10 protein-coding genes are annotated in these 13,520 nt (G+C 40.7%); 8 read left to right on the plus strand and 2 right to left on the minus strand.

The genetic code is table 11. The annotated features are described in order from the left end of the window. Positions 1–231: 231 nt before the first annotated feature. On the minus strand, positions 232–2,631 hold the full coding sequence (locus tag AC0L4E_RS12560; protein WP_473679450.1) for an OmcA/MtrC family decaheme c-type cytochrome: 2,400 nt from the start codon (positions 2,629–2,631) through the stop codon (positions 232–234). A 391-nt stretch (positions 2,632–3,022) separates the two neighbouring features. Here AC0L4E_RS12560 and AC0L4E_RS12565 point away from each other — a divergent pair, with 391 nt between their 5' ends. The 8 genes from AC0L4E_RS12565 to AC0L4E_RS12600 all read left to right on the plus strand — a co-directional run bounded on the left by AC0L4E_RS12565 (position 3,023) and on the right by AC0L4E_RS12600 (position 12,801). Further along, complete coding sequence (locus tag AC0L4E_RS12565; protein ID WP_473679451.1) at positions 3,023–3,670, plus strand: 4Fe-4S dicluster domain-containing protein; 648 nt, start codon at positions 3,023–3,025, stop codon at positions 3,668–3,670. 21 nt (positions 3,671–3,691) lie between these two features. Next, positions 3,692–5,917, plus strand: coding sequence for an aldehyde ferredoxin oxidoreductase (locus tag AC0L4E_RS12570; protein WP_473679452.1), 2,226 nt, complete (start codon positions 3,692–3,694; stop codon positions 5,915–5,917). An 11-nt stretch (positions 5,918–5,928) separates the two neighbouring features. Continuing rightward, a complete protein-coding gene (locus AC0L4E_RS12575; protein ID WP_473679453.1) occupies positions 5,929–6,462 on the plus strand; it encodes a hypothetical protein in 534 nt (177 codons plus the stop codon). A 581-nt stretch (positions 6,463–7,043) separates the two neighbouring features. Beyond that, positions 7,044–7,691: a 4Fe-4S dicluster domain-containing protein gene (locus AC0L4E_RS12580; RefSeq protein ID WP_473679454.1), complete on the plus strand. Its 648-nt coding sequence runs from the start codon at positions 7,044–7,046 to the stop codon at positions 7,689–7,691. 21 nt (positions 7,692–7,712) lie between these two features. Continuing rightward, the gene (locus AC0L4E_RS12585) at positions 7,713–9,938 is read left to right on the plus strand and encodes an aldehyde ferredoxin oxidoreductase (RefSeq protein WP_473679455.1); all 2,226 of its coding nucleotides are present in this window, start codon (positions 7,713–7,715) and stop codon (positions 9,936–9,938) included. 11 nt (positions 9,939–9,949) lie between these two features. Further along, positions 9,950–10,480 (plus strand): hypothetical protein, encoded by a 531-nt coding sequence (locus tag AC0L4E_RS12590; protein WP_473679456.1) that lies wholly within the window; start codon positions 9,950–9,952, stop codon positions 10,478–10,480. 309 nt (positions 10,481–10,789) lie between these two features. Then, positions 10,790–11,800, plus strand: coding sequence for a LysR family transcriptional regulator (locus AC0L4E_RS12595; protein WP_473679457.1), 1,011 nt, complete (start codon positions 10,790–10,792; stop codon positions 11,798–11,800). A 251-nt stretch (positions 11,801–12,051) separates the two neighbouring features. Further along, entirely contained in the window at positions 12,052–12,801 is a 750-nt protein-coding gene (locus tag AC0L4E_RS12600; RefSeq protein ID WP_473679458.1) for an SDR family oxidoreductase, read from the plus strand. Positions 12,802–12,997: 196 nt separating this feature from the next. Here AC0L4E_RS12600 and AC0L4E_RS12605 read toward each other — a convergent pair whose 3' ends face one another. Further along, positions 12,998–13,474 carry a hypothetical protein gene (locus tag AC0L4E_RS12605; protein WP_473679459.1) on the minus strand — a complete coding sequence of 159 codons (477 nt, stop codon included), beginning with the start codon at positions 13,472–13,474 and terminating at the stop codon, positions 12,998–13,000. Between the last annotated feature and the right edge of the window lie 46 nt (positions 13,475–13,520).

The raw sequence follows: 13,520 nt of genomic DNA on the forward strand, positions 1-13,520 counted from the left end.
CACTCTATTGCATAAATAGGAAGAATAAAAAACAAACAACTTTTATTGAATAAACACAGATAGTTATAAGAAGTGCTAGTAAATGTAAATCATTAATGCGTCGCTTAAATACAGAGTAAAAAGTGATGATGAGCCTTAGAACATTAAAGGCGAATATTAAAAAAGGGCTGTACGAGCAAATCGGAGTGATTTTTCAAACTCATACAGCCCTTTGGCAAGCGTTATGTCGCTTTAATTAAAGCCGTGCATCACATCAATACCAAAGCCTTTGCCTTCACCATGACAGGTTTGACAAGACTCATCACCAGGTTGGTAAATAGCGCCTGAGCTCGCATCTTGCTGGAATACACCACCGTAACTTACAGCGTGGGCAGCCCAACTTTCAACATTGTTATGACAAGCTGAGCATGTAGCGACTGTCGGTGAATACTCGGCAACTTCACCAGTCATGGTTGCATCAGGCGTTGCTACTACCACAGAATCTTGCGCTGCTAGCGTTTCCATATCGAGTTGGCCTTCGTCATGACATGCTCGGCAATCATTCGCCGCAGCAGGATAAGTCATATCTTCACGCTCGTTACCTTGATAACCCACAGTGGTTCGCGTATTAGCATGCAATGAATGCACTAACTCACGGTAGCTTAAGCTGTTATTGATGGTTCTAAATGCTTTGATGCTAGCATCACCTGGGGTGTGCTTACGCGTCGCATTCATGTATTTAACCATGTCGTTGGTATGACAGCTTTGACAGCTACCATCTGTCAATGTTGTTGCTACTTGCGGTGAATGACATGCACCACAGGTTGCGCCATTACCAGGAGTCGATATTTTACTGTGCGCATCATTTACACGTTGCTGGAATTGCTCATCATGACAAGCCACACATTTTTGGTTATTCACCAATTCAGCGTAAGCATCTACATTGGCAGTTAAGGCAATTGTGCTGTCAGCAGGTACTTCGGCAACAACAATATTAGTGTCTGAACCCAACGCATCACATGAAGCTGCTAACCCCGTTGATTTATCACCACATGCCATTACTTTGGCAAATAATGTTCCTTTATCCTCTAAGCCAAAATCAGCAACACTGGCATTAGCAATTGTCACAGTCACAACAGAACTATCTCTAGTGAGCGTGATATCGTCAGATCCTGAGACAATATCCCACACTTTACGTTGGCCATTATCAGTTGGCATTACGGCTTGTTGATTATTACCTGAAGCGACAATCCATAGATTATCAATAGCAGGATCAGCATCAGGATTAGTGCTTAACTGATTAAAGGTTAAGGTGGCAGTTAACGTGTCCTGCGCCTCATCTACAACACTGTCAGTTAACGCAAACTGATATTGCTGCATCAAGGTGTCAGTCACGCTCACCGTAGCATTGTGGAAAATGGCAGAACCTAATGGATTGTTACTATCTGGGTGACAACCACTACAGCTCATCGCCCATGCATCAGGAAATGCATCGCGATCATGGAATAAGCCTACCGCAGTACCATTCCAAGTATCAGGTGCATATTTCTCATGACAGCTTAAACAGGTTTCTTGACCAGGATATTGGTAAAAGTCAGCTTGAGGCGCACCGTCTTCAATATGACATTGCTGACATTGATGCATATCACCAGGATAAGACAAATCACTGTAGTCATGAACTGAACCTTTATAGCCAATCACTAAGTAATCACTCTTATGGATTTTATGTACTAAGCTCGCCATACCAATGCTCACACCGGTTTCAGGATCCCCTGAATAACTGGTATGACACATGACACAGCCTTCATAATCAAAGCGTTTGCTGCCATGCATTAATAAGCTATTGTCTGCCGATAAGTCATCGGTATGACAGCGATAACAGCTTTGCTCAGCAGCCAGTAATATCCGAGTGTCTTCTGCTGCCGCAGCAAAACCTGTTTGAGGATCAAAATCAAATGTGGTGTTAACTAACATGGTATTAATTTCGGCATCGGAATAAGGCAATAATTCTAAATAAACCCGATGAATATTTTCAGCAGTGTAGTCAGTATTGATACCATCAATATTTGAATAGCTGTCTAAGGTTTGTGAAAACGTATAACGGTACAAACCATTGCCTATTGCTTCAATACAGCCTTCTTTACATGAAGATTCAATACTGGCCTGCCATTGAGTGCCTTTATTTTTATCCCAGCCCTCTTCTAAATCATTATCAGCAACGTCACCCGGCTCCACTATATTATTGATATAACTTGTCCACTGTGGTGACAAATCAGTTTCAGCCGTAGATTGAACGCTAGCGCTATCAGCTTCATTTAATGGTCTAACTCGTCGTTGCTGCTCGCCCAGTTTAGCAATACCAGCACCCAAAGTCGGAATTGACTCCAAATCAGCTAACCCCCTGACAGCAACACCATTGACGTTACTCAAATAGAATTCAAAAGAGACGTTTAACGATTCGTCAATCGTAACTTTTTCAATTTCAGCTTTTAATGAAGTCGCTGAAGAAATCGCAATATTAATGTCACCAGGCTCGCCATCTTCACCATTACTTCCGTCATCACCGGAACAGGCTGTAAGTGCAACCATTGGAACTAAAACAAGTGGCGTTATCCACTTCTTATATTTCCTAGTTAACAATTTGCTCATCATTGTTATTCCTTTTATTAATTCACGGTATTTTTATTTATTGTAATAATTATTTATTTATAAAAATCTTATTGTGATAAAAATCATGAAACCATTTAAAAAATAAAATATTAATTCAAACTAAGCCTAATTCCATTTAATAAAATGCTATAAACAAAAATTAAAATTCCGAAAAATAGAATTAACCCACACATCATAAACAACAAATAGAATGGTTATTTTTAAATAATGAAATACCAGCATAAAAAGTGTGACTCAAGATATATATTGTGATTTATAAATTTTGTAAGAAAACAAACGTGATCATAATCAACTTGTTTTAAATTTAATTAAATAATACTCAAGTTATAAATATACACATAAAAGCAATATTTATAATTAAGAGGAAACAAATATGATCACAAGGAGAGCACTACTTGCTAATGGCGCTAAAGTGGCTGTCGGAACGATTTATGGCGGTACATTAGTAGGTTTTCTAACTGGCTGTGGTAGCAGCGATGATCCAGACACCCCAATAGTAGAAGTTTTACCCGGCGGTCTAATGGTGGTCAATCCCATCATTTGTGTCGGTTGCCGTCGCTGCGAAATTGCCTGTAGCTGGAGCCATGGTAAATCGGCTGTGAGCCCAAGTACTTCAAGAATAAAAGTCGCTAAAAACCTTAACTTTGGCCCCCATGGCGTTCAAGCCAATTATCAAGAACAACGGGGTGAGCAAGGCGATAGCACAATTGTCCCATCGACCTGTCGTCAGTGTGATGTCTGCATGACAGTTTGCCCGCAAGAAGCAATATCTGTTAACGAAGAAACCGGTGCAAGAGTGGTTAATGACGACTTATGTGTTGGTTGCGGTTACTGCGCAGATAAATGCCCCCAACAAGTTATCACTATTGATAAAACCACACGTAAATCGCTTAAGTGCGATCTATGTGAAGGTAAGCCAAATTGTGCAGAAGTCTGTCCAACAGGTGCAATTAAGTTTTATACCTGGGAAGAAGCAGTTGCAGAAGTTGAGCATCATGAAAAATATTTAGAATTAGTTTAAAAAAACTAACAAGGAATAATTATGACTAATACATATGGCGGCTGGGCCGGTTATGTTTTAAGAGTTAATTTAACAACAAAAGTAATAACCAAAGAAACCACTGAAACTTACCACGATTATATCGGTGGCATGGGAATTGGTTATAAAGTGTTATGGGATGATCATGTTGATGGAATTAAAGCAACTGATGAAGCAAACCAATTAGTTATTTCAGCGGGACCATTAAGTGGCTCTGGTGCTATTTGTTCTGCAAGAACCACAATTACTTCTCGTAACCCTGTTATTCGAAATCATTTAATAACTGATGGCCACTTTGGCGGTCACTTTTCACCAGAACTTAAATTTGCTGGTTACGATGCAATTATTATTGAAGGTAAATCTGAAACCCCTGTATGGCTAAAAATTGTTGATGACACTGTCACCCTTGAGCCAGCAGATTCATTATGGGGAGTCGGCATTTTTGATACCTTTGCTGCTGTCAGTAAAATGATGGGACAACAAGCACAGGTGGCCGCTATTGGCCCAAGTGGTGAGCATCTTGTGTCTCAATCAACGATTCAAACTCAAGGCGGTCATTCAGCAGGTGGACATGGCGCAGTTTTGGGTTCTAAAAAACTAAAAGCCATCGGCATTATCGGTACAGGTAGTGTAGATATTGCAGAATCGACAACGAATGAACAATTACGTGCTTTAGACGATCATATTCTTGGGATCATTGGTGCTAACAACAATGGCGTAGTACCAAACCAACCACAGTCTTGGGCTGAATACAGTTCTACTGGTAGTCGCTGGCGCGGAGGACCGGGCGTTACATGGGGCGCAGCCGACACCCCTGTTGAGTTAGAAGAAACCCCATGGGACGATCGCCAAAAAGTCGGCATGCGTACCTCAATGGCGGAAATGTACTTTGGCCGTGATGAAGCCAATAAAATCTTTAAACGCCCAGGTGGTTGTCATTCTTGCCCTATTCGCTGTTTCTGCGAAATCAAGAACCCGAAAATGAAGAGCGAATATAACCTACCCACCGAAAACATTACTAACGTGTGTCTAGGGTTCCTTGACCCTTGGTATGCTATGGGTAAACCAAGTAGCGGCGAGAAACGAACAGATATTCAGACTGTTGGTGCCTATTATATGGATGACAACGGGATTTGGAGTGCCTATGGGCAACTGTCTCATCTAATGCGCGAATTTACCGCTCGTGGTTTTTGGGAAATCATTCTACCTGCAGAAGAGTTTACAGCGATTAACTGGGCGCAATATGCCGATCTCGACGCCCACTTTATGCAAGACTTTTATACCCGTATTGCCTATAGCGCAGATTACCCAACATCTAACATATTTGGGCGCTGTTTAGGTCGTGGTTTACATGAGTTTATTAATGAAGATGGCGAGCTTTACAACGTCGAAGATATTCTTAATGAAGTCGACGCACCCCGTATGGCTGAACTTACTTTTGAGCTTGAGTCAGACGCTGATTACGATCTAGTGGGTAAAACCTATAGCGTATTCCTTGATAAAAACATGAAGGTATTTAATCGCTCAATGGTGGGCGGCGTTCATCACGCCAGTGAATCAGCAGGTCAAGTTGGCGCACTTTTAAATACTGTCTTTAACCGCGATCCGCAATGTCATTCACACATTAACTTAATTAACTGTGGTTTACCCTATGCAAAAATCGCTGAAGTGGCCGCATCACTTTGGGGCGAAGGCGCATTTGACCCAGTTAAACACTACACTGCAATGAACACCTCAAAAGCAAAATTTGCTAAATGGTGCCTAGTGAAAAATGTATTACATGATTCACTCACTCTGTGTAATTGGATGTTCCCACTTGTGGTATCACCGGATGTAAATCGTGACTATATCGGCGATAGCTCCATCGAGGCGCAAATGTTTAGTCTAGTGACTGGGATTGAAACATCAGAAGCTGAGCTTGATGCTAAAGCTGAAAGCGTATTGCAGCTGCACCGTGCATTAACCGTACTGCAAATGAACGAAATCGATCAGCGCAACAAGCATGATGTGTTGTCTGAATGGGTTTACGACTTAGATCATGACATGAGCTTCGGTGACGAAGGTACGATTAAGATGGACCGTGATGATATCCAAATTGGCTTAGACATGTTTTACGCTGAAATGGGCTGGGACAAAGACACTGGTGTACCTACTCGAGCCACTTTAGAGAAATTCAATCTTGGCTATGTAGCGGATAAGCTTGAAAGTCTATCCTTGTTACCAGCATAGGTGACTTAGTTATGATTGAATTAGTCGATTATATCCGCTTATTTAGTAAGGATGGTCGTCTTGTGACGGCCGAACAAATCATTGCCGTTGCAGGTCTTGACCTTGAAATAGAAGATGTTGAACTCGCTCACCAGCAATTGATTGAAGATAGTCAGTATCAAGATATCGCCATCATTGCAGGTGAAACAGAACAATACTTTTATTCCAGAAGGTTTATTGTCAGTAGCTTTGCCGCGCAGTGGATTGGTGTCAAAGATGGAAAGGTAATTGAAACTATGGCGAGTTATATTCGTCGCTATTCGGCGATGGGCGAACTCGTTGCAGCAACAAATTTTATCCATCCACCTTATCAACTTGAGCAGGCAGAATTAGCGACATTAATGGATAAGTTTCGTCAAACGGAGGGATGTGGAGATATTCACTTTCAACGTGATGGGAAAACTAATGAGACAGATAGCCAAGGGTATTTCTTCTCTATCCAAACAATGACTGATACCTATGCCAAAGTGTTAGCAGATCACGATCCCTTTGAGTGGTCTGCATAAACTTAGGTTAACGTTTGAATCTGTTTACTAATGCCAATCATCTGATTGGCATTTTTTATGTACTCACCATTAAATCTCTTTAGCAGCAACAATTCTGCAGCCAAAGCTCAAAGCAATAACAGTAAAATACAACATCATGGGTGGCTACTCTCATTGTCTCGTACCAAAAACCTCTCATTGCATCTTACCCAACCACTTTATTCCCTCGACGATATTAGGAGCGACTTTGAAACTTACAATCTTTACAATGATTTTAATTTATAAAATTAGCAATAGCACAAAACACTATAAATTTATCGATGTATAAAAACAGACATCAAGGTTTACCTTTTAGATTTTTAAATAATTAAAATTACCCAAATAAGAAATCATATCCACTTAATAAAATTAACCCGTAAAAATGGGCATAACAACTATTAGTAAAATTTTAAAATGTGACCTAGCGTAAATATTAATAATGAAAACATAAACTAATAAATAAACGTGATCACAATCAATTTGTTCTAATTCTTCCTCAATAATACTCGAACAATAAATATAAACAAATAAAGCAATATTTATTAATTAAGAGGAAAACAAATATGATTACAAGGAGAGCACTTCTTGCTAATGGCGCCAAAGTGGCCGTGGGGACTGTTTACTGCGGTACCTTGGTTAGTTTTCTTACCGGTTGTAGCAGTAGTGATGACAAAGATGCGCCAATAGTCGAAATCTTACCCGGTGGATTAATGGTGGTTGATCCTGTGCTATGTGTGGGTTGTAGGCGCTGTGAAATCGCCTGTAGCTGGAGCCATGGTAAATCAGCAGTCAGTCCAAGCACCTCAAGAATTAAAGTGGCCAAAAACCTGAACTTCGGCCCCCATGGCGTTCAAGCAAACTACCAAGATCAGCGCGGCGAAGAAGGCGACAGTACAATTGTGCCATCCACATGCCGACAGTGTGATATCTGCATGACCGTTTGCCCTCAAGAAGCCATATCAGTCCATGAAGAAACGGGCGCAAGAGTCGTTAATGACGAACTCTGTGTTGGTTGTGGTTATTGCGCAGACAAATGTCCGCAACAAGTTATTACCATTGATAAAACCACTCGAAAATCTCTCAAGTGTGACCTTTGTGAAGGCAAGCCTAATTGTGCCCAAGTTTGCCCAACAGCAGCAATTAAGTTTTATACCTGGGAAGAAGCCGTTGCCGAAGTTGAGCATCACGAAAAATATTTAAAATTAGTTTAACTAAAAGCTAAAGGAACAATTATGACGAATCAATATGGCGGCTGGGCCGGAAATGTTTTACGAGTTAATTTAACCACTAAATTAATAACCAAAGAAACAACTGAAACTTATCACGATTATATTGGTGGCATGGGTATTGGTTATAAAGTGTTATGGGATGACCATGTTGATAATATTAAAGCAACGGATGAAGAAAACCGTTTAGTTATTTCCGCAGGGCCATTGAGTGGTTCAGGCGCAATTTGTTCAGCAAGAACAACCATTACTTCTCGCAACCCTGTTATCCGCAATCATTTAATTACAGACGGTCACTTTGGCGGTCACTTTTCTCCTGAATTAAAGTTTGCAGGCTACGATGCCATTATTGTCGAAGGAATGTCAGATACGCCTGTTTGGCTTAAAATTGTCGATGATAAAGTGACCTTAGAGTCTGCAAGTTCGATTTGGGGTTTAGGTATGTTCGACACCTTCGCCGCGGTCAGTAAAATGATGGGGCAAGAAGCACAAGTTGCCGCTATTGGCCCAGGTGGTGAGCACCTTATCGCCCAATCAACCATTCAAACTCAAGGTGGTCATTCTGCAGGTGGCCACGGCGCGGTATTGGGTTCTAAAAAACTTAAAGCCATTGGGATTATCGGTACTGGCACAGTAGAAATTGCCGAAACAACATCCAATGAGCAATTACGTGCATTAGATGATCATATTCTCGGTATTATTGGCGCTAACAACCAAGGTGTTGTTCCTAATCAGCCACAATCTTGGGCAGAATATAGTGCCCCAATTAGTCGTTGGCGTGGTGGTCCAGGAGTCAAGTGGGGAGCAGCAGATAACCCTGTTGATGTGGGTGAAACCCCATGGGACGACCGTCATAAAGTTGGTATGCGAACATCTATGGCTGAATCTTACTTCGGTCGTGAAGAAGCCAACAAAATATTTAAACGCCCTGGCGGTTGTCATTCGTGCCCTATTCGTTGCTTCTGCGAAATAAAAAATCCAAAAATGAAAACCGAATACAAGTTACCCACCGAAAACATTACTAATGTATGTCTAGGTTTCCTCGACCCTTGGTATGCCATGGGGCAACCAGCAAATGGTGAAAAGCGCACCGACGTGCAAACTGTTGGCGCCTATTATATGGATAATTTTGGTATTTGGAGCGCTTACGGTCAGCTGTCTCATATGATGCGCGAATTCAACAAACGTAATTTCTGGGAAATATTACTTCCAGCTGAAGAGTTTGCACAGATTAATTGGACCCAATACAACTCCCAAGATGCACACTTTATGCAAGACTTTTACACACGTATTGCTTACGGTGAAACTTACCAAGGCTCAAATATCTTAGGCCGTTGTCTAGGTCGAGGCTTACATGAATTTATCAATGATGATGGTGAGTTATACAACATCGAAGATATTCTCAATGGAGTAGAAACACCGCGAATGGCAGAACTGACCTTTGAGCTTGATGGAGATGCCGGTTACGGCCTGATAGGAAAAACCTATAGTGTTTATCTCGATAAAAGCATGAAAGTGTTTAACCGCTCGATGGTTGGTGGCGTTCACCATGCCAGTGAATCAGCAGGTCAAGTTGGCGCGATACTGAATACCGTATTTAATCGCGACCCTCAGTGTCATTCACACATTAACTTGATTAATTGTGGGCTACCACAAACAAAAATTGCCGAAGTGGCTGCATCAATGTGGGGCGAAGGTGCATTTGATCCAGTTAAGCACTACAAACCAATGAACACCTCTAAAGCTAAGTTTGCTAAATGGTGTTTAGTAAAAAATGTACTTCATGACTCGCTCACCTTATGTAATTGGATGTTCCCACTGATTGTGTCACCCGACGTTAATAAGAATTACCTAGGCGATAGCTCAATTGAAGCGCAGATGTTTAGTCTAGTCACAGGTATTGAAACCTCTGAAGCAGAGCTAGATGCTAAAGCCGAAGCCGTACTGCAACTTCACCGAGCATTAACGGTGTTGCAAATGAACGAGATTGATCAGCGCAATCAGCATGACGTGTTATCTGAGTGGGTTTACGACTTAGACCATGACATGAACTTCGGTGACGAAGGTACGATTAAGATGGACAGAGACGATATTCAAATTGGCTTGGATATGTTTTATGCCGAAATGGGTTGGGATAAAGAGACCGGTGTCCCAACTCGTGCCACACTTGAAAAATTCAAACTAGGCTATGTGGCAGATAAGCTTGAAAGCTTAGCGCTGCTTCCTGCATAAGTGAGCCATTTATGATTGAACTAGTTGATTATATTCGCTTGTTAAGTAAGGACGGCCGTCTTGTGACGGCCGAACAAGTCATTGCCGTTGCAGGTCTAACGCTTGAAATAGACAATGTTGAGTTAGCTCACCAACAATTGATTGAAGATAGTCAGTTCCAAGATATCGAGATCATTAAAGGAGCAAGCGAGCACTACTTCTATTCAAAGAGGTCTATTGTTGCGGCTTACGCTAAGCAATGGATGGGTGTAAAAGAGGGTAAGTTAATCGAAACAATGGCGGATTATATTCGCCGTTATTCTGCAATGGGTGAATTGGTCGCAGCAACTAATTTTATCCACCCTCCTTATAACCTTAAGACAGCAGAATTAGCTTCATTGAATAAAAAGTTCAACAACACAGAAGGTTGTGAAGATATTCACTTTCAACTTGATAGCCAAAACAACAATGAAACTAAAGGTTATTACTTTTCTATCGAAACCATGACGACAACTTATGCCAAGGTCTTAGCTGATCATGATCCATTTGAGTGGTCAGCATAAACTAATGTTACTTAATGCAATGCCGTAACCTCTCACGGCAATGCAATAAAAAATGCCAATCGATTGATTGGCATTTGTATATTTAGCACTCATAGCCATACCAGTAATGACATATTTAAAATCAAATCCTTATCCACCAAATAAAATAGACTTTAGAATGATTTCCCTAATACTATTCGTGAGTTAACACTTCAACCGTATAAGTCATACAAAAGCGTGATTGAAGTACAAATTTTATTATTTTTCACTCCTAAAATACCTCTAAATTGGTACATTAGCTGTAACGTTAATCCATAATAAGCGTGAATAATGATCCCTACAACGACACAAGAAAGGCTGCTTAACCTCGACTATATGACCTTGTTAGTGTTCTTAAGGTTGTACGAATTTCAAAGTGGAAAACTAACTGCTGAATCATTTAACGTTCCTCAATCAAAAATAAGCCGCTGTTTATCACGACTCAGAGAAGCCTTCGATGACCCCCTGTTTATCAAAAAAGTATCGGGTCTTGAGATAACAGATAAATCTCAGCGCTTATACCCTATTCTCAAAAGAATCGAAATTAATCATATCGATCTTGTCCAAGAAATTGATAAAAGCATCGAAAGCCTAGATAGCGACATAACGATCCACGCACCTTCAGGCTTCACTAATGGTGTATTAAGAAAACTATACAATTGCCAGTGCGACAACATCTGCGGTAATACTTGCGTTAAATCTGCAGTGCTACAAGACAATGGTCCAAATGATGAAGAAATGCTGCTCAATAATCAGTGTGATATGGTCATCACTTGTAACCCATCAATACACGTTGGCATTCAGAGCCAGAAAATTTGCGAAGTCACAGACACCTTTGTGATAGCAAAACATGATCACCCTATCTGGGATGAAATCTATAAACCCATTCTAGATAGAGTACTGAACTACCCTGTGATCCTCACTGAGGTTTTACACTTTAACAGCGAGCTTGAAGCTACGCCGTTAAAACAATTTGCCGATGGTAGAAATCGCGAACTAAAAGTGGCGGCTAAAACCAATAATCTCAATGAAATTTACGACTTTCTCACTGGCACCGACGCCATAACATTAGTGGTTTCTCAAGGTGCGGTAGATTACTTAACTAATGACGACTCTCTGCGGGCACAAATCGTCCCACAAACAGAGCGTGTAGAATTAATGCGTAATAAGCCAAATATGACGCTGTATATGCAAACCCGTAAAACCGAGCGTAAGTTATCAAACTGCGTTAAAAACAAAATTGCAGATCTCATTTGCTCAGGTGCTAATGGCTGTATCAAAGCCAGCCAACTGGAACGTTAGTCACTGTATTAGTCGCAATATGCCTTTCAAAACTGACTCCAACTAGCTCGCTAGTTGGAGTTTTTTTATGCTCGTAGCCTTCCTCTCTAAAGGACTGATTTGACACACCGACATGAAGCACGCAAGATAATCAATTAGAATAAAAGCACCAATAATGAAATAAATCAGACTTTTATAAAACACCAATAATAACATTGCGACCATAATGCCAAGGCTAATAAGTCACAAAATTTGCGAAGAATGGAATCCTCATGTTCAGACAAAATATTATCATTACAGGCGCCAGCTCTGGGCTTGGACAAGGCATGGCACTTGAATTTGCTAAGCAAGGTGCCAACTTAGGTTTATGTGCAAGACGTACCGATCGCTTAGAAGAATTAAAATCACAAATTAACCAAACCTACCCCAATGTGACAGTGTGGATATTGGCATTAGATGTCAACGACCACCCACAAGTCTTTGATGTATTCGAGCAGTTCAATTCTCTCATGGGCACTGTAGACCGAGTCGTAGTTAACGCAGGCATGGGCAAAGGCGGTTCAATAGGTACCGGATTATTTGAAGCTAACAAACAAACTGCCCAAACCAATTTTGTTGCAGCATTAGCGCAATGTGAAGCCGCAATGAAAATATTCAGACAACAAAATGCTGGTCATTTAGTGACTGTTTCATCTATTAGCGCTCTACGAGGTTTTAGACGTGCAATGACCGTTTATGCCGCCACTAAAGCGGGATTAACATCACTCACTGAAGGGATCCGATTAGATGTAATGAACAGCCCAATAGCAGTAACTTGTGTTCACCCGGGTTATATCAAAACTGAGATAAACGATCACGCAGATGGCGCGCCATTTATGGTTGATGCAGAAACAGGTTGCCTCGCTATGGTCAAAGCCATTAATAAAGAACCCGCAAATTGCTACGTTCCTAGTTACCCATGGGCATTTATCCAACTTATCTTGCGAATATTACCTGATAAGCTTTTACGAAAGATGAGCTAAAAACCAACAATCTGCGGATTTATCAAACCAAAACAAGGCGAAATTGCTTAATAAATAATTTGATACCGGTTCATCTAAAATAATTGTTCGTATAAAAAAGAGAAGCTATTGGCTTCTCTTTTTTAATTTAACAAATGCTGTATCTGTTTACTTCATATGTTTACTTTATATGGTTACTACAGAGGGAGAGTATTAGTTACTTTAGCTCTGTAATATTAATCGAGCCTTTGCCATAAGTTGGATGGCCTTTTTGTTGCTCTTCAGGCAATTGATTAATGCAGTAATTAATGTAGAAAATATTCAGTACCACAGTGAAAAACTTATTCATTTTTAAATCGATGCCGAAATTCACATGGGCATAATCTTGTAATGCCGCTCGCGCTCTAAACGCCCAAAATACATATAAAAAAAACGCCCCCGCCAATAACAAGCTACCTATTCCACCCAGCAACCCTATTTCGCTATGTGACAATACCCCACCAAAACCAAAGCAAACGGCAATGGATAATATGAACGAATCATCAGCGGTTCGAATAGAAGTAATTTCATCCATTTTCGGGTATTTGGCGAATAGCCAAATAATCGGATATATCCCACCAGTAAAAACAGTTAACCAAAACAGTCGGCTAGTTTTGGTATTAATTTTTTCAGGTAACTCTTTAATGTTGTTCATAAACGTTGTTCAAGCCTTTGTCTGCTTACGGGTTAATTCTTACTGT

It is taken from the genome of Shewanella sp. GJ50-10, from assembly GCF_055808815.1.

What these genes read in the sequence shown, in the direction of transcription:
- AC0L4E_RS12560 (WP_473679450.1), bottom strand. Translation starts at nt 2,631, where the DNA reads ATGATGAGCAAATTGTTAACTAGGAAATATAAGAAGTGGATAACGCCA.
- AC0L4E_RS12565 (WP_473679451.1), top strand. Translation starts at nt 3,023, where the DNA reads ATGATCACAAGGAGAGCACTACTTGCTAATGGCGCTAAAGTGGCTGTC.
- AC0L4E_RS12570 (WP_473679452.1), top strand. Translation starts at nt 3,692, where the DNA reads ATGACTAATACATATGGCGGCTGGGCCGGTTATGTTTTAAGAGTTAAT.
- AC0L4E_RS12575 (WP_473679453.1), top strand. Translation starts at nt 5,929, where the DNA reads ATGATTGAATTAGTCGATTATATCCGCTTATTTAGTAAGGATGGTCGT.
- AC0L4E_RS12580 (WP_473679454.1), top strand. Translation starts at nt 7,044, where the DNA reads ATGATTACAAGGAGAGCACTTCTTGCTAATGGCGCCAAAGTGGCCGTG.
- AC0L4E_RS12585 (WP_473679455.1), top strand. Translation starts at nt 7,713, where the DNA reads ATGACGAATCAATATGGCGGCTGGGCCGGAAATGTTTTACGAGTTAAT.
- AC0L4E_RS12590 (WP_473679456.1), top strand. Translation starts at nt 9,950, where the DNA reads ATGATTGAACTAGTTGATTATATTCGCTTGTTAAGTAAGGACGGCCGT.
- AC0L4E_RS12595 (WP_473679457.1), top strand. Translation starts at nt 10,790, where the DNA reads ATGATCCCTACAACGACACAAGAAAGGCTGCTTAACCTCGACTATATG.
- AC0L4E_RS12600 (WP_473679458.1), top strand. Translation starts at nt 12,052, where the DNA reads ATGTTCAGACAAAATATTATCATTACAGGCGCCAGCTCTGGGCTTGGA.
- AC0L4E_RS12605 (WP_473679459.1), bottom strand. Translation starts at nt 13,474, where the DNA reads ATGAACAACATTAAAGAGTTACCTGAAAAAATTAATACCAAAACTAGC.